The sequence below is a fragment of the Sphingobacterium sp. PCS056 genome, assembly GCF_023273895.1.
In the GTDB taxonomy this organism is placed as follows: Bacteria; Bacteroidota; Bacteroidia; order Sphingobacteriales; family Sphingobacteriaceae; genus Sphingobacterium.
Genome location: NZ_CP096883.1, coordinates 4105172 through 4127369, shown reverse-complemented (window position 1 = coordinate 4127369; position 22198 = coordinate 4105172). Strand labels below are relative to the sequence as shown.

Sequence of the window (22198 nt, the reverse complement as noted above, 5' to 3'; positions counted from 1 at the left end):
TTTCGTAAGAATAAGTACAGACTGATTTATACCTATTAGCTTTATCTACTCATAATTCTTTAATGCATCAACCAATTCAGTTTTATAATTAAAGATATCATCAATATCATTTAATAATTTCTTTTCGCCTTTGTCTTTACCTTGATTGAATACTTCGAGATACTTGTTTGATGAATTGAAATGTAGTCTAGCTAATGGCTTTCTATTATTGTCATCAAGAAGAATTCCGAAGTAAGACTGTGTATCTCTAAAAGCGATTCTAGAAGAGGGGATATGTTCCCTTAAAATCGCTTTAACAATTTGCGATCCTTCTAATTCTTCGTTTGTCGTGATAACTTTTGGACCTGCTTCGGAGCCAATATTTTCATCGATAGGTTCAACAGATACTGCAGGTTTTTGAGAAATGGCATCATTAATATGTAGCGCATTTTTCAATCTTGAGTTAATTGATTCATTTATAGAAGTTGCTAATGCTTTTTTAGTATATTCTTTAAAAGCGATCATGCGTGTAGCAGTTAATGGTTTTTCAAAAAACTTACTGACAAGCATTTTAACCAATTCATCGCTCGGTTCAATTAGTTCTTTCTCAAATTCTTTACGAATTGCTTTGATATATTTTAAAGCTTCAGCTGAATCGAGTATTCCTTCCAAATGATAGCCATTTTTTGTAAACTTTTCTAAAATCTTAATATTTGAATCTTTAAGATTAGAGAGGTCTAATGTAAAAAATGGTTTTTCATCCATTATATTAGGCTTCTCTAAATCAGCATAAAAGTTATAAATGTGACCATTTGTTAATACACCAAAACGCGCTTTTGAAACATGATAATACCGATGTAATTGTGAATTATGTGCATCAGCATTTCCCCTCCAATGTTTACATTCAATAATTAAAATCGGTTCCCCATCTCTTTTAATTACGTAATCAACTTTTTCTCCTTTTTTTGTTCCAATATCACATATGAACTCAGGAATAACCTCAGTGGGATTAAAAATGTCGTAACCAAGTATCTGGATGAAGGGCATGACGAATGCATTTTTTGTTGCCTCTTCTGTTCCAATTTGTTCCTTTAAAGCATCTACACGTTGGTGAAGCTGCTCAAGTTTCATTTTTAAATCTGTTTCCATAATTGGTGGTTATCTAAAAGTTATTCTTTATTATTCATGTTAGTTATTAGTTCTTTAGTCAGCCATACAATTGATGCTTACCATAAACAACTAATATCTTTTATCTGTTCCCTCTGTAGAGATTTGTATTCCTTACAACAGTATAACCTCACCAAAATTACTTAAAATTAGATGGTAGGCTTTGTGGTTTCCCGTAAACAGATATGTCAAATAGCGTATTCGTTTCTGAACTAAATAAGAAGTTAAAGAAATAGAAAACTGCGCACTGTGTATAAATAAATTGTATTTGCTAGGTAATAATTGTTTGCTGTAATATAGTTAATTTTTTCTAATAACCACATTAGAAAAAATAAAAGAGTTTTAATGAACTGAAAGAATCAGTATAATTATAAACAAGGTTTTTAATTAATCACTAATATATCATAATTTATTGATCAAATGTCTCACACCCAACGCAGGATTGTATTTATCGTAAGTGCAGACAGGTATATATTGGAATTAAGTAAAACTTTGTATACTATGGTTGATCAGCTAATACTCATAAATTTCACTGCATTCAATATTTTTAAAATATTGAATGCAGCAAAATCTTCATATTCATTAAAAATCTGTTATGGTAACTGATCTAGTTTGACATTCAAAGTTTTAGTATATTTAATATTATCTATTAAAAATTCTGCAGTAACTTTGCCTGAAGTAAAGCTGGAATTAACTTGTGTTATATTTAGTATCTGGTCCTTAATGCGCCACATTGTAGCCCAATTACTATCTAAATTCCATAGTGTTCCTGTGATCTTAACATTACCTTGTAATGGAGGAGATACGACTAAACTAAAGGAAGGCATTTGTGCTGTATAAGCTGGATTTAAGACTCCATTTTGGACTAATGTTATGTAATTGGAATATTGTGACGGTGGGATGCCAAAATCTTTTTGTGCAATTACACCACAACCCAATTCTTTAGCTATGATCGATCCGTGGTAAAAGCTTCCAGTTGGTTTGACAGTTACTGAAGAGCCAACATTGGATCCTACTATTTCTAATTTTCCAGTAGTTTCCCATTGAAATGAGTCCGACACAGTATAACCACCTAACTTTACTGTGAATATTTCTTGGTTACCATTAGTAAAGTTTGAAGCCCCATCTATAATCAAGCCGGAGCCAACCTCTTTGATAGTAAAACCTGCGATGTCAAACTCATTGCTATAATCTCCGGTTGGCGCAACAGCATTTAGCCAAAAATATTCATAACAGTTATCTGCAACAAATGTCATACTCTTTGATGTGTATGTCGCTGTAAAATCAGCAGAAGTATATGGGTGTATTTGTGGCGTGATCGTTCCTATATTGTGATATGGTAATCCCAAAGTGCTTAGATTAATTGAACCATTACAATCTGTAATAAAATTACTTGAATTTGCCAGAGCAGCTTGTAGACTTGGGTTATTGTATTGACTAAAATGTGGTTTTCCTTTAGTACCTCTTGCTATATTAGAGGTGGAAAAACTGATATTGTAAGTCATACCTTTTTTAAAATTGTACCTGATCGCAATTGAGCTTCCTCGTACTGGTGTATTCTCTGATGACGAGGCTCTAAATGTAAAGTAAGATTTTAACGAGTTAATGCTCGGATAAGCTGGGCAACTTGTCGATAATGTGTTGACGCTCTCCGAATTAGTTTGTTGGTTAGGTGACAATAGTTTAATTCCAAGTTCTGATTGTAATAGATCATACGCCTGACTTAAAGTTATTTGTCCAGTCTGGATCGTTTCTCCACTTGATGATATATCATCTACTTGACTGGATTTTTTTTGACAAGAAGATAGAACAAAGATGAATAAGATCAATATTCTAAATAGGTGTTTCATAAATTTTATGGTATTTGGTTATAAATTAAATTTTGTGGTTACTTCTTCTTTCTCGTGCTATATTAGGTTTTCATTAATTCAAACTAAAGGATATTTTACAATTTAATTTGCGCTCGGTTATTTTTCATTACAATTCATAATCTTAGTAAAACTAAGCATAGTAAAATTTACTTTTTACGGTTTCCCGTATTATTGATTTTCATTCTACCCTCGATGAAACCTTATATGGCAATTTGCACAGAAGAATATGGGGTTATTAAGCGTTTTCTTAGTTTTTTCCATTAAGTTATATAGAGGATTTTTGTGGTGACCTTATATAACCCCTAGACCGGGTTCATCTACTCTTACTCATAATCTACTCGTGTTCATAGTTGGTCATAAGTGCTACTTTTTGTGCTATCTTTGAAAAATCTACTGTAATCTTAACTTTTCCTATTAAGCGTTCGTCCATCGGTTTGTGAATCAGGTATAGAGCATCATGAACATGATCACCCTTCTCATTCTTAAATTTTCTTGATCTTCTTAATTTCTTAAATGCACCTTTCAGCATTCCACTAACTTGGTAAATTGTGATCCCTTGATTTAATGGAGAGGGGAGACATCTGGTGATTTCTGATTCTGAAAATACTACTTGGATATAGTAGAGGATACTGCCCACACAAAATCGAATTAGTTTTAAGGAGGTATATTGCATTTAATGCCCATATTCAACTGCCGTATTGGCTCATGTTGATACCCTAAATTCATTATTAGTTCAATGCGCTGGAGCAGGCTGACACCTTTGCGAGTCGTTTTTGTTACTTAGTGATCAAATAATTTGGACCACTGATGGCTGGAAAACCAAAACAAATGAGTCAGATAAAGCAATTAAAAAAGGAGATCACGCGAGATGTGAAAATATACGCCATTGTGTTGTTATTGGATACAGGCCTGATCGCGAATCACGGAAAAGAATTGGGAAAATTTGATATGAAAAACATAAATGGTACTGCATTAAAAGATATCGTTGATAAAGCAGGGGTAGCGAGCGGTCTTCAGTCTTTAAGCCATGCAGCTATTACTAAATTCATCAAATTAACTGGTGGAGTAGATATCTCTCCTGTATTTGAAAATGCGCTGAAATATAATGTACTTCATAAACTAGCCTTTGCCGGAGCAACTTAATCTACTGTTTTACACCAAATAAATACATTGATAGAGAAACAGTAGATTTTTTATTAAGAGAATTTGAAAACATTATTATCAACATTTTGAAGTTGTGCCTTTAATTAATAGGAGTTGGATTTGGATTAATTACCGTAATTGGAAATTCAATACTTGCTATCCCACATCCTGGAATAGTGGCTGTGACATTAAGCGTTACTGTATGCTCAGTCTCACCTGGGGCGAAGGCATAATTTCTTGCAGCGGTTAATCTAACCTTATTATTTGCTAAGATTTGCATAGTCATGCCATCCGGAATTCCAAAAGTAATATTTTGATAATTTGCAATATTATCGTTTAAAATTAAAGTATAATCGTGATACTTACCAGGGAAAATCGTCGAAATTCCGGATATTTCTCCATTTATTATCGCTCCTATTTTTATGTCTTTAGTAGATTTTATACCGTTTAGGGTTGATGTTAATTTAATAGTACCATTAGCTTGTCCAGTCCTTGTCACCTTCCACTGGTTATTACTTAAAGCTGTCAGTGTAGCGATACCAACCGCATTTTCAAGGGTGACTGCTCCGGGATTCGTTATTGTATAAGTCGCTTCAGTACATAAATTATCGGGGCCACTTATCTCTGTGACAGGAGTAACTACAGGAGGTATATAGTATGCTGTAGTGAAGTTTTTAGAGGAGTACCTGTAGGCTGTCCAGGCACCATTTGTTTTTTCACGAAACTTAAACTTTACAGCTCCTATTTTTACTAAATTAGCTTTAAAAGTTATAGGAATAAATTTTGGCTGACTAATTATCGCATATGAGGGCGAAAAATCTGAATTTGAAAAAGTTACAGCATCTGATAATATAATCTCACTTGAATTTATATCTAAAATAAAATATCCTTCAGCTTCTAATTGTTTACTTTCACTTCCCGCCCAACGTACTAGATTTAGAGCTAAAGTTATAGATTCTTGATTGGTATGAGTTTGTACAATTATTTTGCCATTTTGAAGTGCTGAGTTTGGAGGACTGAAATCAGCATCATTAACAATATTATTTTGGGAAAATGCATTATTGCACATCAAAAGAACAAAAAATGCGATTAAAAAATTTTTTATAATTTTCATGAAGTACGATTATAGGCCTAAATATTTTATTGGATCTAGCTTGAGATTATCATAATCTACTATGTAAAAATATTTCAAGTTTTCTTCAAACCGTAATTGATCAACCGGAATGGCCGTTGCTTTGCTCATTTCAATAAATAAAAAGTTTCTGTCATAACTTTTTGAATTTAGTAAAGTTATTCTCGAAGTATCGTTTTTTTCGTCTACTTTTTCGACATTCTCCTTATTGCAAGACAGTAGAGCAATAAAGAGAAAAAAAAATGGTAAAATTATTTTTTTCATATTTTTTTATAATTGTTTCCAATAAAGATAATAATAATTAGTTGTATTTTCATCTGGTTTAATAATTTTTAAAATTAAACACACCAAACAAAGGGTTTACAGAAAATTAAACAACACCCCCAACAGCAGAAAATCTAGAATGGCATAGGAGGGAAGAGACCGATGACACGGAGTTTGTTGGCGCTAAGAGATGCTCAAAAGAAAGAGTCCCGAAATTGTTGAACTACGGAACTCTTTCTTGAAAACTTGCTTTTTATTATTTCATCAGATCCAATTCCACATAAGTGGGATAATGATCAGATATATAATGGGTAAATTCATTCTTTATAACACCACTTTTGATCACCATCTTAGCAGCGCGGGCATTAGCCCAGATAAAATCGATCCGTTTCGGTACACCTGTTGCACTTTGTTTCACTTGACCATTCCCATCTTTAAATGTTGGTACGGTACTTTCAAAATTTTGATGCAATAAGCGGTATGTATCTTGAAATCCAGCTTGTTTTAATTTACCTAACACGCTGTAATCAATCTGGCCATTATTGAGATTACGAATATGCTCATGCTTTTTTTCATTTTCCAACATACCTGCCAAAACTTTACTACCGTATTGCTCTCGATCAGATGCATCTAGCGAATTGAAATCGCCCATGATCAAGATCGGCTCATGGGCAGGGATTTCCTTTGCTTGAGCCAGCACATCCGCCACTTCTTTTAATCTTTTTTGATAGTTAAAAGGTGAAAAATGAATAACAAAAAAATGCACTCCCTTTATTTTCGCATATAGGTAGCTATGCCACATATTTTCTGTGACTTTACGAAAATTTACCAGTGGATATTTCGATGTTATGGCAACCGGAAAGCCTTCTTCTTTAGATTGCAACACATAATCATGTTTTATGTGTTGCCCCAAATGTTCCAATGTCTTTTGCGTATATCCATTCATTTCTTCCAATGCAATGACGTCTGGGTTCCAATCTTTCGTAAAATTGACAAATCGATCGATATTGATCGAATCTTTTTTGAGTCCATATAGTACATTATAGGATACGATTTTCAAATGCTCTTGGGCCATTGTAACCTGAGCAGTCATCACGATACAAAGGATCAGTACTATAGGAAATAATCTATTTTTTTTCATCATATTATAAGTAAAATTAAAAAGTTCTATTCTATTGATATAAAAGATAGGAGCAAGGTCCATCGACCTTACTCATACGATTTCGATCAAGCCTTTACTAGGTACCTGATTTGTCCCAACCCTCGTTTTGTTCCAGTTTATCATTCAATTGAAGTTCTTGAGTCGGGATCGGATAATAATAATCTTTTGATTCTATCCATTTCTTGTCAATGTCTGGTAAATTGACAATGCGGCCACCATTGCTGCCATTTTCTAATACCAGTTCTCCCAGTTTTTGATATTGGACGCCCGGTTTTTTTGTTGGCGCTGTTCCTTGATAAATAACCAAGTCCAACTTACCATCCTGGTCCAGATCATATTCTCCAGCTCCTGAAAAATACATTCCATAGAATGGCTGAGCGAGCTTTGCCCCCTCTTTCCAACGTAGAAGGTCCTGATAGCGCAAACCTTCTTTAACCAATTCGATACGACGCTCCCGACGAATCTCTAATATGGCACCAGTCTGTCCACTTTTGGTTACATGAGGATAACTTGCCAATAAATAGGGGTCAGGAGCGGAGTTTGCAGCACTTAATAACAGATTCGGCATTGCCACACGGTCGCGCAGTAGTTTGATGCTGCGATCGATATCAGCCTGCGTCAAATTTCCTAATTCAGCTTTCGCTTCTGCATAATTCAATAATACCTCTGCATATCTTATGATCGGCATATCATTGGTCGACTGACCTGCATCAAATGCGGGAGCAAGTATATATTTTATATATTGATATCCTGTAACTGATGTTGCAAAATCAGGTACTGATGTCGTCGTAGCACCGATCCTTTTATAACCTGGAGTACGTATAGTCTGAGATAGACGCGGATCCCTATTCTGCGTCTCTTCATAGAAACCAATCTTTTCAAAATTAGGCTTATCGGTAAAGCGGGTGCCATCTTTCATCAAATAACTATTGACCAATTGCTTCACCATTCCCGGCCGGCCATAAGATGCAGACAGGATATAAAAATTGGCCGAATGCACATACGGTACTGCAGCACTATATTGTCTGGACAAGATCATCTCCGAAGCAATGGCATCCTCTGCAATAAAAAGTTCGTGATAGGCTGTTTTTATGTCACTTTTATAGATACTATAGGTATTCGATTTCATCAGCTCATCAGCGGCTTTTACTCCCTCTTCCAAGATGGCTTCCCAATCTCCTAAGCCATGGTATTTACGAAAGGTACCTTCGAATAGACACATCCTTGATTTGTAGGCCAAGGCTGTCCATTTGGTTATCAGCTGCGCACTTTTCGTGTCACGACAGTTTGCGATAGCATAGTCAAGATCTTCTATAACTTTCGCAAAAACAATTTTTCGTGAATCTCTTGCTTTAAACATGGCAGGGTCATCCAATTCGTTTACTGTTTCGTACAAAGGCACATCACCAAATCGCTGAATCTTGTCAAAATAGAAGTATGCTCTAAAAAATCGAGCTACTCCATCATACTGCAAGCGCGCTCCTTCATCGGCACATTTATGTGAATTTGCTAAATAAAAGTTAATCTTGCGCAGCACCGTCCAACTCCATCCTCCGCCACTAGATGGAGTCGTTCGCGTACCTTGAAATTCGGCAGCTAATGTATTCCGGGCCTCATCATCACCTTGATTGGGATTGTTATAGTGAATCGCTAATGCATCCGGTAGATCACTATAAAAAGCATTGGTATAGGTTTGTAATTCTGATGCTGTACGAAAATAGTTCTCTGGAGCTAATTCAGATAAAGGGTATCGCTCCAGATATTGATCGTTACAGGAATTGAAGAGAAGAACTGCTGCAAATGCCGCAAATTTTATATACGTGTTATTCGTTTTCATGATTTAACTGATTTATACGATTTACAATGAAACTTGTACTCCAAAAGAAAATACTCGTCCTACAGGATAACTTCTTCCTGTATTGTCTGTCATCACTTGTTCCGGATCGATATAATCGGTCTTTAATTTGGTCCAAGTATGGAGGTTTTCTCCACTAAAAAATACGCGCAATTTATTGATGTGTACGCGCTCTGTCAATGACAGTGGAAGCGTGTATCCGATGGTCAGGTTTCTTAGTTTCAAATAGGCTATATCTTGGATATACATGTCATTAGCCACAGATAATTCCGAATTCTGGGCAGTATAACCTCTCAAGAAAGGAAAATAAGCATCCGGATTTTCAGGAGACCATATTTTATCTTGAAAATTAGCCGGGATAAAGGAATCATACGGTCTTGCATACACAGACCAAAATGCCTGCGCTTCCAGATTAGGGTACCAATTTTGGCGCCCCACTCCCTGTAGGAATACCGAAGCATCAATACCGTTCCAGTTGGCCGATAAATTAAGCCCGTAGGAATAGCGAGGCTGATCATTACCGATGACGGTCCGGTCTCCAGGGTTGTTTAAGGTATTATCGCCAGCATTAATAATTCCATCGCCATTCAAGTCCAAAATTTTGATATCGCCAGCTTGCAACATTCGAAGATCAGCAGTAGGAGCTTGCACACGCCTTCTGTTGATTTGATCTTGATTGACAAGCTTAGCGTAGGCCTGAGCCTCTTCGGTCGTTTTGAAAAGGCCATCGTATTTGTACCCCCAGATTTCACCCAATTTTTGTCCTGTATAGTAGTTATTTAACAGACCCGCATCATTGGCAAATTTTGTGATCTCAGCTTGGTAATCGGACAGCATCGCGCGAACAGAGTAATGAAATGCTTTACCTGCTACAGCAAATTGATCTTTCCAAAGCAAAGAAACTTCAAATCCTTTTGTCTTCAGATCGGCCGCATTTTCTTGAGGTTCTGCAGCCCCAAAAACTGCAGGTTGCGTTTTTCCTCTGCTCAGCATACCTTTGGTCTGCCGTACGTATAGATCTGATTGAAAATCCAACCGATTGTTGAACATGCTGAAGTCTAGACCAATATTACTCGTTGTGATCTCTTCCCAGGTCAAAGTAGGGGCAACAGGCGCAGGATTATTGGCCACATTCAATTTCTGTCCATTGACAAGATAGGAAATCTGTCCAGTACCCATTGATGAGATATACGCATACGTACTGACCTCTTGGTTTCCTAACGATCCGTAAGAATAACGCAATTTCAAATTATTGACCGTATTTTTCAACGGTTGGAAAAACTTTTCCTCACTGATGCGCCAACCTGCAGAAAAGGAAGGGAAAAATCCAAAACGACTATGTTTTGGAAAACGAGAAGTACCATCATATCGTCCACTCACCTCAAATAGATATTTTCCTAAATAATCGTAATTTAATCTATAAAACCCACCTCTTAGCGCCCATTCATCTGCACCAGCTTCAAATTGTTTTTCACCGATGACCAAGTCTAGATCATTTAAACTTTCAGAAAGCAAATCTTGTCCGATTCCGCCGATTCTTTTGTACATACGATCTTCTTGATTGAAGCCCGCCATAGCTGTAAAATGATGATCAGCAAAATCTTTTTTATAAGTGGCAAATACATTGATAAAATGCCAGACATATTTACTCATACTTTCTCTCAGCTTGTCTTGATTTAACTGCGAAAGCGAAGACAGTTCCATCACGCCTGGATATTTGGAGTACAGTTGTTTGGTCTGTCTGTAAGAATAATCAGATCGATACTCCCGGTAGGAATAGTTACCCGTTACGCTCAAACCTTTACCCATTTTAACAACCGCTTCTGTCATATTGGTAAACTCAGTACCACGCGTATACCCCCTCATATTGCCACTTTCGAGGGCATTATGCAGGCCATAGCCAATAGGATAACTGTTGATCCCTGAATATCCCGTTAATGTTCCATCAGGATTGCGAGGCACATACATAGCATGATAATGATAGGTTGGACTGTTGCTCACGTTATTAGCCACCGTACTAAAATTATTTTCCAATCCTGCCCAGTCATAAGATGATTTGAAAAAGTGCGTACTATTGCTCACCGTCAACCATTCTCTAACATCACTAGCGATGTTAGCCCGTAAATTGTATCGCCCAAACCGATCAGGATCAATATTAAAGATACCCTGTTCTTTGGCCTTCGATCCGGACAGCGCATATCGGGTATTTCCTGTAGATCCAGAGAACGACAGGTTATGCTCACTCTTGGGTCTACTATCGTCATACAAGTAATTGAACCAATCAAAATTACCATAGTAGCGATAGATATCTCGACCACTTGCATCTTTTTTGACCACTACCCACGGACGGTCGGGATTTTCAACCTGATCATTGACCCTGGACAATAGCTCTTCATAGTCTTCATCGGTATAACGGGTAGTCCGATAACCCAATGCATTGTACATCGCATCATCATTGAGTTTTGCGTTCCAATATCCACTCGTTATAAAATCCGTATTAGTGGCATGTTTCGTAAATCCGATGTTATTACTATAATCAATAGTCGATTTGCCGTTTTTACTGCCTTTTTTAGTGGTTACCAATACCACTCCAAAAGCTCCACGCGCACCATATACAGCAGCTGCAGAAGCATCTTTTAAGACCGTCACAGACTCCACATCATTTGGATTGACCCGGTCCAATGTGCCCAGTATACCATCGATCAAGATCAATGGCCCGCCGCCATTGATAGAGGTATTACCACGTATATTTACAGTACCGCTATTTCCAGGTTTTCCAGATCCAAATACAATATTTAAATTGGGAATTGTTCCCTGCAGAGCCTGTGTTAATTGGGTGACAGGTCTGTCCTCAAATTCTTTACCCGATATCTGACTAACCGCTCCAGTCAGATTGACACGTTTTTGCTCACCATAGCCCACCACCACCACTTCGTCCATGGCCGTAATGGCTGGTTTCATATAGACAATCACATCCGACTGACCCGCTACAGCAAGTTCCTGTGGCTGGAAACCAACTATTGAAAATTGCAACGTTACATTGTTACCGGACAGTTGGATCTCAAACTGACCATTTTCAGTACTACCGGTTTTATTTGACGTACCCTTTTCCGTGACTGTTACATTGCTTAGCGGCAGACCAGCAGCATCTAAAATTTTTCCTTTAATTTTCCGTTGCTGTACGAGTGCTACAGGAGTGTGGGTTTCGATCGCAGGGGCAGTTTTTGGCAGTCCCTTGCTCAGCACTACGTTATTATCAACCATCTTATAAGTGATCTGATATGGAGCAAGAATATCCTTCAGAACAGTTTCAAATGGAGCGTTACGATAATTGATATTTATTCTTTTTGTATTGGATACCAGCGATTCCTTATACAAAATATTGAAACCACTTTGCTTTTGCAGATCCTTGATCACGGTCTCCAGTTTAACATTTTGTTTCTTCAAATTTATACCCTGACCATAGGTGAGGGCGCTTACTTGTAAAGCTGTGGCAAATAATAAAGGTAGTGCGATTGACAATTTCATAGTCAATGGGTTAAAGGTGTAGGTTTGCCTAAAATTCATAGGCATTCCACACCGAATTTTTTTGTACTTTTGCATACGGTTGATCAGTGTTTTTATAAGTTAAGATTTGTTCGGCCTACTGTCTTTTCTAAAGACATAACTTCAGGGGCGGTCGCAACGCTCCTGAAATTTTTCACATGGTAGATATTATTTCATTACATAAATTCTCCTTCCTTTTAATTGGAAATGTATGCCTCCCACCAGTTCAATTGTTTGAAGCAGTTTATTAATATCTTCATATTTAGATATTGTTCCTGAAAACTGGAAATCTTTCAATTCATTCTTAAAGATAACTTCCACATCATACCATCGGCTTATTGTTTCCATGACCTCCTCAATAGCGGTCTTTTCAAAAGCAAATTTTCCGTCTTTCCATGCCGAAAAATAGAAAGGATCTACTTGTATTTTCTTGACCCGATTACTAGCCATATCAAATGTTGCTTGTTCATCGGGCGATAAATATTGTCCATCATGATCACTCCCCGCAAAGTTTAATTTCACTTTACCTTCTAGCAGTGTGGTGACAATTTTTTGTCCATAATGCTGCAGATTGAAGACCGTTCCTAATACCTCCAATTTTTGAGATCCTGTGTGGATGATAAATGGCACACGTTTACCAGCCTTCACTACTTTCGCAACTTCAAAATAGGCTTCGCCAGTCATCTCAATCTCTCGAATATCCTTATTAAATTGAACTGGATATCGAAGCGTCGTCATGGCATTTAACCAGACCTTTGTCCCATCCGGCAAGATCAATCTATACTCTCCACCTCCAGGTGTCACGATGGTATTATGGACCAATTTTGATGATTCTTTACCCGGGTATTTTGGTCGATAAGATATCGAGCCATCCGCTGTTTTCACAATATCAAAATCACCATTAGAGATCACCGTATCACCTTTAATTTTTTCCAGGTCAATACGTGATCCATTTTCTAAAATAATTTGTGCTTTATTCGTTCCAGGTAAAACCTTTAATTCCGTATCTACATTTTGGAGATGAGCTATTTGGTCGATTTCCTTTTCATTCTGGTTCCAAATTAGAAAAGCCGCTGTGCCCAGTAATAACACTATTGCAGCAGTCGCTATACTTTTGAAGATTTTTATTTTTGATACTGAGCGATCAGGTATGTCGGTTAAACTATTTTTAACACGGTCGTCGGATTTTATTCTGGCAAATAATTGTGCTGCGTCAGGCTCTTTAAGCGAAGTATTTTCATCCGTATCTTGTTCCATCAACTCTTCCCAAGCCTCCAAAAACTCTGGATCTTCAATATATTTAATAAAATTTTCTTTCGCAGTTCCCTGAAGGGAACCTGCATAGAACTGGCGGATAAGTTTTTTATATGCTTCTACTTTAGACATCTTCCATTTATTGTGCGCTATTAGATTAATCGCGCCACAAACTAAGATGGACTAGTTAAAAGATATTTTTTATGAAAAATATAAGAAATAAGATATTCTCTAACCTTAAACGGACAAAATGATAGGCAGCCACGAGGTGATTCCTTACCGTATTTTTTGAGATTCCGATTTGATCTGATATTTCCGAATAACTCAGTTCATCGATCTTATTCATTCGAAAAATGACTTGCTGTTGTTTAGGCAATTGATCAACAACTGCATTTAAAAACACGATCAGATCCTTGTCTTCAATCTGTTTTCCTAAGTGGTCATGTGTTTCGTCCCATTGGGAATACTGCGTTAATTCAAAGCGTTGTCGAACGGCTTCCTTTCTAAATGCAGAAATAGCCATTCTTTTTGCAACAATATATAAGAACGGATAAATTGCTTCAACGTCAGGGATATCCTGGCGTTTTAAAAATAACTGGATAAAGATCTCCTGCAGGATTTCTTCGGCATCCACCTGAGAAGGACATAGTCGACTTATGCGTTGGAACAAGATTGGCTTATAATATTCAAATATCTTATAGAAGGCACGTTCATCCCCTAATTTAAAGCGATTAAATTCATCTAGACTACATGAAAATCCTTTCACATCCATTATAATATGACCCCTAGGTTATTTTGGTTAAAGTAACGAAACTGATATTAAATATATATAAATATAAGGTTATTTCAAAATGAAATTATAGCGCTTTAACCCACATCGTCAATGATGTTGTTTTTTTTATAAAATCAAAAATAGTCTATTGTTTGAACAGTAATATGCTTACTTGTCCGAAATGAGTTGCTCTCTTTACAAAACGGTTGTTATTGCATATTTCAAAAGTCATCAGCTCAGATATTCTCACATACCAGCAGCAGGTCAGATTCCGCCCAGTCTTAGTTTTGATCATCATTAACCGAATATAACCAACTGATATTTCAAATTTTGATGAAGCACAGCTTAGATTCTAAACAAGCTACAATATAACATTGGGGTTTGACTCAATAAGTTGATATTATGGACACTACTATTGTGCTGCTTATTTTGTGCGGATATTAAATAGTATATTCTCCGCTTCTATTGCGGTGAATAATGCTTATATTTACCGCATAAATCTTAGAAGCGATGGCAGTCTATATACACGAACGACATAATTGGACAGATTTCCAATGGGAAGACCATAAGATACTTAATTTATTAAGCGAAGTTAGACATCTGCAAGGAAAACTTATAGGAAAAGTAGAGTTGCTAGGATTTGAATTACAAGACGAAGCAAACTTAGAAACACTTATACAAGATGTAGTGAAATCATCAGAAATAGAGGGGGAAATACTTAATCCAGAACAAGTGCGCTCTTCAATAGCTACTCGATTAGGGTTAGATAATTCAGGTTTTATACAATCTGACCGACATATTGATGGTGTGGTAGAAATGATGATAGATGCTACACAGACTACAGATAAGACCATAAGCATAGAAAGATTATTTGGTTGGCATGGCGCATTATTTCCAATCGGTAGAAGTGGCTTGTACAAGATCGATGTAGCACAATGGAGAAGTGGAGATATGCAAGTGGTTTCGGGAGGAATGGGAAAAGAAGTTGTACACTTTGAAGGACCTAAAGCTGAACGTCTCGAAGAGGAAATGAAGAGATTCATAGGCTGGTTTAATATGGATTCTAGTATAGATCCAGTCTTAAAAGCTGCTATTGTACATTTATGGTTTGTGACTGTACATCCATTTGATGATGGAAACGGACGTATCGCTCGTGCATTGACAGATATGCAACTATCGAAAGCGGATGGTGTCAATCAACGCTTTTATAGTATGTCTGCGCAAATTAAACAAGAACGTAAGGAATATTATACGATTCTAGAGAAAACGCAAAAAGGAGATTCTGATATTACCAATTGGTTAGTTTGGTTTTTAAAATGCCTTAAAGAAGCTATTATTGCTTCGAATACGATAATAGATAAAGTCGTGGGAAAACATCACTTTTGGATGCAAAACAGTGTTCATATCAGTAATGAAAGGCAACGTATGATGTTGAATAAATTAATGGATAATTTTGAAGGAAATCTGACTTCATCAAAATGGGCAAAGATGACCAAGGTATCGGCTGATACCGCATTACGAGATATTACAGATTTAGTTCATAAAGGTATTCTAATTAAAGCAGATTCGGGTGGCAGAAGCACAAATTATGAGCTAAATTGGTAGTCTTTTCATTTTTAACTGCCTATAAGATATATCACCTTTTATCAAGATCATGAAAAGCCATTCTGCCAAGAATGGCTTTTATTTATTTAATCATGATCAATAACTTTTTTAGTATTATTTTAGGAGGAGATTAATGATATAACGTGAAGCAACTAACCAAAAAGATACTATTTAATCCTAATTGGGATGAATATGCAGTGTAGCAAACAACGAACAGGTCATAAAATGTATTCAATGAACAAATATATCCTACTTTTTATTTTAGTTTTATCTGGGTTAGTGGTTTTTTCTCAGTCCATATACTCCAATACTTCTGATCGTGCCGAGTTGTTGCCTAAAAAATATGCGACATTTGAACATTATGCCTTTGTGCTTAATGGAAAGGTTATTGGAAAGGAAGCATTAGTCAATAATCCGGAAGCACAACTGAATAACATTTTTCCATACCCCCTTACGCTAGAAGGGCAACGCTATCCTGGAGCAGTATATTTCCATAGTGAACAACGGTTCGCCCCTCCAGTTCGATATGCTGATCAGCCGGCATATTTCATCAATGGAAGGCAGGTCAGTCCTTATCAGATCCGTTTGACCAAAATTAAAGCTTATATCAGCCTTGTGAAGTCGACCAACGATACTACGATAAATGGTGTTCTGTACCGCGGTTCTGTACATGTGGATTCCGATGAGGATTTTTTTGCAGACCGTATTTCTTTGCCCGATTTTATCGAGAAGTATACCGATTTATCGCCAGAAGAGGTTATCATCCATTGGCGAAATACCCAAGACGAGTATCGCAATGAGGATGATATCGGTACGATCATTGGAAATCATTTTCCGCTGTATTCATTCAAAATTCGCGATTTATCCGTTAATAAAATAGAGGTAGACCGTGTTCGCTTTGCTGAAAGAGAGCGGTATGTTATTCACATTCTCGACGACAGCTATAGACAGAGTTTGCCTAAAGGCACTTTAATTTTTGAAGATCCTTTGGCTCTAAATACAGTTTATCCGTGTTATCTATCAGATTTTCATCAGAAAGACGAACAAATTTTTATCAGGCCAGAAGTAGATGCTTCAACGTACAAAGGTTTAAATTTTTATCTCAAGAAATTATCATCCACAACGGGAATCCCTTTGGCTAAACCCAGTTCCACTACGAAAACAGATTCTATCACGGTCCAGTTTATCGTACTCAAAGATGGTATGATTACCGCGTTAGAAAGTCCAGATTTAGATAAACCTGGTCATGAAGTTATACTTACCGCTTTCAAAAAAAATGCCTGTGGATGGACTCCTGCCGTCCAGGGGGGGAGGCCAGTCCTATGTCGCCGAAAAATGGTTCTCTTTTATAGTAAGGATCAAAAAGGAGATATCCGGTCGCTAGATAGTCTTAAATATCGCTAAAACATTATTTAATTTAGAAAAATCTATGACCACAGCCTCTATAAAATTCCTTTTACTTTTCGTTATCATGCTGGTAAACATGCACGTCGCACGGTCCCAGCAGTTCAGGACTTACGCTCCGAACAGCACGCTATTATATCCAAAGCAATATGGAACATTTGAAAATTATGTTTTTATCTTAAACGGTGGTATCATTGAAAAGCAGGAGCTGCTCAATTATCCAGAGGCGAGGTTAGGACGCGTATTCAATTATACTTCATCCATAAAGACTATGTATGAAGGTGTCGTATATTTTCATACACCATGGTATCCACCTTCACCGCCTGATGAATATGCCAACGACCCTGCATATTTTATCAATAATATACAGGTGAGCCCATATATCGTACGGTCATCATTAACAGAACAATATACCAATATCAAGAGATCAGAACAAGACACCCTAATTGACGGTATTGTCTATAAAGGTTCTATACATATAGATACGGAGGAAGATTTTTTTGCCAACCGCATGACAATACCCGAGATTGTTAAGAAGTATACCGGTCTACCGATTAAAGATGTCGTCATTCATTGGCGTAATGACTTTTGTAATATTCAAAACCCGGGACTTATTATCCAGGATCATTTCCCTTTATATTATTTCGACCTCAAGGGGTTGCAAGAAGTGAAAGTCGATCGTATCCCTTTTGCTGGAGGTGAACGTTATTTCATACATCTTGTCGATGAAGGGTATCCATATGATTATTTTCCTGAAAAATCATTTAGATCAACGCTAAAGGCTGATATGATCTTCGATTACCCTATGGATTTCGATCCCGAAGCGCCTTGTTATGAGGAAAAATTCAATAGTGCTATTTATGATATCCACCACCGTGCAAAATCGGAATCCAAACCATTTGCAGGAGAAGAAGATTACATCAAAAAATTAGCAAATAATATGGGTTTACAAGCCATTAAACCTCCTGTAAAAACCACACAAGATTCGATCCTCGTGCAATTTATTGTTCTTTGGAAAGGAGGCATTACTGATCTTGAATCGTTGAGTCCACAAAAGCCTGCTCATGCAAAGATATTACAGGCTATAAAACATTATTCCTGCGTTTGGTCTGGTGCAGAGGAGAACGGGACACTCTTGCTTTTCAGGAGAAAAATGGCGATCTTTTACAGTAAGGATAAAGAGGGGAATATAAGGTCGTTAGATCGTCTTGAATACCGTTACGATGATCATCAACCACCAAGTTAGGGAAGGACCGAGGATTGTTATTTTTTTGACTTATTACCTAGGGTAATGATCAATATGGAGTTGTTAGCTTCATCTGCTGACTAAGTTAGCAACTCCATGTCGTTGATTCTACTAACGTAATTCCTTAACTAAGGTTCAAAATATGAAATTTACTTTATAAACATATTAAGAATAATTCATAAAAGGGGTTAAAATATGAGATGCAATGAAATAAAATACTTCAATTTAAATCTATGTGATTAATAATGTAATAAAAAATCAAATTTGATTAAACATAATTTACTTTTAGATGTTTCGGTTTTAAGCGATATATGTTTATGGCCTATTTCTTTTTTTAGCCATAATTATTAAACTATAAATGAAAAGATTATGAAAATAGTTAGGAACACAAGTGATGTTTTATTGATATAGAATTCCTTTGCAGGCAATTCCTTTAATTTATTTGATAAGGATTGTGTTATCAGTGATTCGTATATTCGAACAGTCATACGCTCAAATATTCACGAACTATCGGCAAATCAGCTTCCGTCCAGTGTAGTTTAATAATTCAGATGTGTCTACCCATATCGCCTGCCTATGTTCTGTAGGCACCTCTTCGCCAGATTCACATTTGCAAATAAAAGGATAGAGGCATATGGAGAAATCAGGTTATTGATGCTCTACAGGATTCAGCGCACGTTTAGTGGTAATGATCATACCTAGTTCTTCTTTAATTTTATTAATACAATTATTCCTCCTTACCTCTTTTTATCAACATTTGTTTCATTCGAGCTTTGTCAGCATATAGACTTCTCAATGATTCAGTAATATCAGGTTCTAAACTGTTAAGAAAATTCATAACTTCATCGGCAATAATATCCTTAACTTCGCCGCTGATTTTTAGACTATTGTTGCCTTCTGAGGCCATAATTTTTTGTGTAAAAAGTATCCGATCTTTCATGATAGCCACCATACTATCGATTACTTTATTCTCTATTTCCTGCCTCTGTTTATGCTCTAACTCTTTTCTAGCAGTTTCTTTTTTGTCCTGTAAACTTCGAGATTTTATATAAATTATGTAAATAGTAATAATTAGAACCAACGTAAAGATGATTGGGATTAAGTTTTCTATCATAACTTTAGATTATAATTGTTAGTATTATTTCTTTTTCCTTGTTTCCTTAATAGTAGTTTTAGGATTTTTTGAATTATATTATTTCGTCGTATAGCGACCTGTATCAGCTCTTCTATATTTTATAGTTTTTTTTGGTTTTTGAGCAAAACAACTAAATATCACAGTTGTCATAATTATGAAGGATAATAACTTTTTCATTTTATTTATAGTTGTGAATGTAGGAGCGAAATCCTTTAATGGGCACAGAATTATTAAACGCATTTGAGTTGCTATCTTCTTGATTTGTCGTTTAAAAATTAGGTAATGTAAATTGATATTTCATATAGCTTTAACCTTATCTTTACCTAGTAACAAATAGAAAAGACATCCAAAAATATTCAAGAGTAGTACTGCCACTAGCCATACAATTCTTTTACTGCCAGACAAATTATCATTGGTTATAATATGGTAGATGGTATAAATGACTACTAGAAGAGGGGGGATAACAAGAAGTGCCATTTCCGTTGTTCCTATGTTAATAAAGGATAGATTCATTGATTTTTGTGGTTATATAATTGATTATTGTTATTCTTTAAATATGGTAAGCTTTTGGATTAAGTAATTTTATTATAATCTTTTTGAGACGTGCTGTTATGAATTCTGTCTACATTCCTATCTAGCCATGCTTCAATATGTGGTTTTAATAAATTAAACTTATACTCATCTATTTTAAACTGCTTTATTGGAGGCCCCCATACATTTATTTTAATAAAATTAGGCACATATGCTAAGTCTTGATTTAAATCATACAGCTCAATTGAATTGATTTCATGATTACCCTTTAGTAAAAGAAAAGGGCATCTAACCCAGCGCTTATTTAAGTTGATCGATTTATCACTAATCGCTATAATCACATAAAAAGGAAGATCAGGGTCAAAAAATCTTCGACTATTTTTTATATGCGTTTCGGTTTTTAGTACGATGGATTTTTCCAGAATAGGGGTTTTCAAGCTATTCGCTAGTTCGTTAATATCAGTTAAGATTAGTCCCTCGAACTCTGCTTTAAATTTCTTTAATTTAGCCCAATAGATTTCATAAGTTAGATGTTCCTTTTGTTTTTTCTCTCTTACTGTTAGCTTCCTCTTAATGCTTTCCCTATCAAGTTCTAAAAAACTTTTTTCCAGTGATTTAATAAGGTTTTCCATATCAGTCTAATATTTTATTTTATTCCAAATTCTTTCAATTTTCTAATTAATCCATCCCCAAATCACTGCGCTAATCAAAAAATAAATTGCAAATGCAGCGATAATAACCCCGATTGCTTTTAAATATTTAAGGTTGCCGTTATCTTCATTTCTCAGTAATTGTAGATTGAGCATAAAGGCAACAGCTCCAATGCCACCACCTAGTGCGCCGCCACCAATAAATACTATGGAAAAGGGCATGACAGCTAATACTGCTTGATACCACTTTAGTTTTTCTACAATATGATGTTTAAGATCATTGATTTCCAGTACAGGTATGATATCTGGAAATGTAGCTTTTGGATATGCTTTCACGATATCTCCATTGTGATCTGGTATTAAAAAAGGTTTTCCCTTTTCAGTGGACCGCTCCACGACTACTTCGTCTTTATATAATCTTTGCTTCCCTGTCCAAAAAGACACTTCAATTTGAAAGTTAGAATCAGGGAAGGCAGGTAATGTAAATTGATGTTTCATTTAGTGGGTTATTGTTTTAACAGTTGTGTTTGCGGTTTCTTGTCCAAAAACAGCTGTAGTCATTGAAAGAAGGAATACGAGTAATGTTAATTTTTTCATAAATGATTTGGTTTTAATAGGGTTGTTTAGAATTGCTTATTCAATTCTTCTTCAATTTCTTAACCGCCTCACTTTCCATTAATGATTTCATCTGCATGATTGCCACCTTATTCAATTCAATAAGTCGATCACTTTGTGACGATCCCTGTTGGATCAGTAAAGCATTGATGCTTTCGAGATTGCTCAGCACAACTAGTTGCTCTATTGTTGCATCATCACGCATATTTCCTTTTATAGTTGGGTTGCTTTCTCGCCATTCCTTAGCTGTGGTGCCAAAAAGAGCGGTGTTAAGTAAGTCCGCTTCAGTGGCGTATACAAGGCCGGCCTGTTGTTTTGTGATTTCTTTGGGTATTAGATTTTCTTTAATAGCATCAGTATGGATATGGTAATTTACTTTTGCCAATGTTCTTTGCAAGTTCCAATCTAATTTTAATCGATTGTTTTCTTCGTCTTTGAGACGTTGAAATTCATTGACTAAGTATATTTGAAATTCCGGACTTAACCACATAGCAAAATGAAATGCGATATCTTTATGTGCAAATGTTCCACCATACCGTCCAGCCTTTACAAGCATTCCTGTAGCTTGTGTTCTTTCTGTCCATTGCCCTACAGACATAATGAATCTATTTGTTCCAGCTTCTTGGGCAATTACCCCGAATTCGGGGTAATTAAAATTCGAGTTATTTATCTTTTCCCACACACCAAGATATTCTAATGTGTTTTTATTGCTAATCCATTTCCCTATCAGTCCACTACCTTCTCGGAAGGAGGATGTCATATCAGTCAAGTTGATATAATCTGTTTCATTTTGAATGATAACTGATATTTTTGATTCTTTAACTTGTATTGTTCTACTCTTACTCATAATCTACCCGTGTTCATAAT

Annotated in this window: 19 protein-coding genes; 4 read left to right on the top strand and 15 right to left on the bottom strand. The window is 36.1% G+C overall.

The window, feature by feature from the left end; all coding sequences use genetic code 11:
• Nucleotides 1-45: 45 nt before the first annotated feature.
• The 3 genes from MUB18_RS17255 to MUB18_RS17245 all read right to left on the bottom strand — a co-directional run bounded on the left by MUB18_RS17255 (nt 46) and on the right by MUB18_RS17245 (nt 3690).
• Entirely contained in the window at nt 46-1128 is a 1083-nt protein-coding gene (locus tag MUB18_RS17255; protein WP_248754014.1) for a type I restriction endonuclease, read from the bottom strand.
• 611 nt (nt 1129-1739) lie between these two features.
• Nucleotides 1740-2996 carry a hypothetical protein gene (locus MUB18_RS17250; protein WP_248754013.1) on the bottom strand — a complete coding sequence of 419 codons (1257 nt, stop codon included), beginning with the start codon at nt 2994-2996 and terminating at the stop codon, nt 1740-1742.
• Between the two features lie 355 nt (nt 2997-3351).
• The gene (locus MUB18_RS17245; RefSeq protein ID WP_248754012.1) at nt 3352-3690 is read right to left on the bottom strand and encodes a hypothetical protein; all 339 of its coding nucleotides are present in this window, start codon (nt 3688-3690) and stop codon (nt 3352-3354) included.
• A 155-nt stretch (nt 3691-3845) separates the two neighbouring features.
• Between MUB18_RS17245 and MUB18_RS17240 the strand changes: the two genes are divergently transcribed.
• Nucleotides 3846-4160, top strand: coding sequence for a hypothetical protein (locus tag MUB18_RS17240; protein WP_248754011.1), 315 nt, complete (start codon nt 3846-3848; stop codon nt 4158-4160).
• 100 nt (nt 4161-4260) lie between these two features.
• Here MUB18_RS17240 and MUB18_RS17235 read toward each other — a convergent pair whose 3' ends face one another.
• The 7 genes from MUB18_RS17235 to MUB18_RS17205 form a co-directional block, all read right to left on the bottom strand.
• A complete protein-coding gene (locus MUB18_RS17235; RefSeq protein ID WP_248754010.1) occupies nt 4261-5274 on the bottom strand; it encodes a hypothetical protein in 1014 nt (337 codons plus the stop codon).
• A gap of 9 nt (nt 5275-5283) precedes the next feature.
• On the bottom strand, nt 5284-5556 hold the full coding sequence (locus tag MUB18_RS17230; protein WP_248754009.1) for a hypothetical protein: 273 nt from the start codon (nt 5554-5556) through the stop codon (nt 5284-5286).
• Between the two features lie 256 nt (nt 5557-5812).
• On the bottom strand, nt 5813-6700 hold the full coding sequence (locus tag MUB18_RS17225; RefSeq protein ID WP_248754008.1) for an endonuclease/exonuclease/phosphatase family protein: 888 nt from the start codon (nt 6698-6700) through the stop codon (nt 5813-5815).
• Between the two features lie 94 nt (nt 6701-6794).
• Nucleotides 6795-8555 (bottom strand): RagB/SusD family nutrient uptake outer membrane protein, encoded by a 1761-nt coding sequence (locus tag MUB18_RS17220; RefSeq protein ID WP_248754007.1) that lies wholly within the window; start codon nt 8553-8555, stop codon nt 6795-6797.
• A 21-nt stretch (nt 8556-8576) separates the two neighbouring features.
• Nucleotides 8577-12101, bottom strand: coding sequence for a TonB-dependent receptor (locus MUB18_RS17215; RefSeq protein WP_248754006.1), 3525 nt, complete (start codon nt 12099-12101; stop codon nt 8577-8579).
• Nucleotides 12102-12287: 186 nt separating this feature from the next.
• A complete protein-coding gene (locus tag MUB18_RS17210; protein ID WP_248754005.1) occupies nt 12288-13505 on the bottom strand; it encodes a FecR family protein in 1218 nt (405 codons plus the stop codon).
• A gap of 55 nt (nt 13506-13560) precedes the next feature.
• Complete coding sequence (locus tag MUB18_RS17205) at nt 13561-14145, bottom strand: RNA polymerase sigma factor (protein ID WP_094772586.1); 585 nt, start codon at nt 14143-14145, stop codon at nt 13561-13563.
• A 510-nt stretch (nt 14146-14655) separates the two neighbouring features.
• On the opposite strand from MUB18_RS17205, the gene MUB18_RS17200 reads away from it, so the two are divergent.
• From MUB18_RS17200 to MUB18_RS17190, 3 genes are all read left to right on the top strand, one after another.
• Nucleotides 14656-15750, top strand: coding sequence for a Fic family protein (locus MUB18_RS17200; protein WP_248754004.1), 1095 nt, complete (start codon nt 14656-14658; stop codon nt 15748-15750).
• 234 nt (nt 15751-15984) lie between these two features.
• The gene (locus MUB18_RS17195; protein ID WP_248754003.1) at nt 15985-17154 is read left to right on the top strand and encodes a hypothetical protein; all 1170 of its coding nucleotides are present in this window, start codon (nt 15985-15987) and stop codon (nt 17152-17154) included.
• Between the two features lie 67 nt (nt 17155-17221).
• Complete coding sequence (locus MUB18_RS17190; protein WP_248754002.1) at nt 17222-18400, top strand: hypothetical protein; 1179 nt, start codon at nt 17222-17224, stop codon at nt 18398-18400.
• Nucleotides 18401-19127: 727 nt separating this feature from the next.
• Here MUB18_RS17190 and MUB18_RS17185 read toward each other — a convergent pair.
• From MUB18_RS17185 to MUB18_RS17170, 5 genes are all read right to left on the bottom strand, one after another.
• A complete protein-coding gene (locus MUB18_RS17185; protein ID WP_248754001.1) occupies nt 19128-19514 on the bottom strand; it encodes a hypothetical protein in 387 nt (128 codons plus the stop codon).
• 318 nt (nt 19515-19832) lie between these two features.
• Nucleotides 19833-20012: a PLDc N-terminal domain-containing protein gene (locus MUB18_RS22050; protein ID WP_411028105.1), complete on the bottom strand. Its 180-nt coding sequence runs from the start codon at nt 20010-20012 to the stop codon at nt 19833-19835.
• A 95-nt stretch (nt 20013-20107) separates the two neighbouring features.
• A complete protein-coding gene (locus tag MUB18_RS17180) occupies nt 20108-20698 on the bottom strand; it encodes a hypothetical protein (RefSeq protein WP_248754000.1) in 591 nt (196 codons plus the stop codon).
• A 42-nt stretch (nt 20699-20740) separates the two neighbouring features.
• Nucleotides 20741-21214, bottom strand: a complete 474-nt coding sequence (locus tag MUB18_RS17175) for a hypothetical protein (protein ID WP_248753999.1) — start codon at nt 21212-21214, stop codon at nt 20741-20743.
• Between the two features lie 139 nt (nt 21215-21353).
• Entirely contained in the window at nt 21354-22178 is an 825-nt protein-coding gene (locus tag MUB18_RS17170) for a KilA-N domain-containing protein (RefSeq protein ID WP_248753998.1), read from the bottom strand.
• Nucleotides 22179-22198 lie beyond the last annotated feature (20 nt).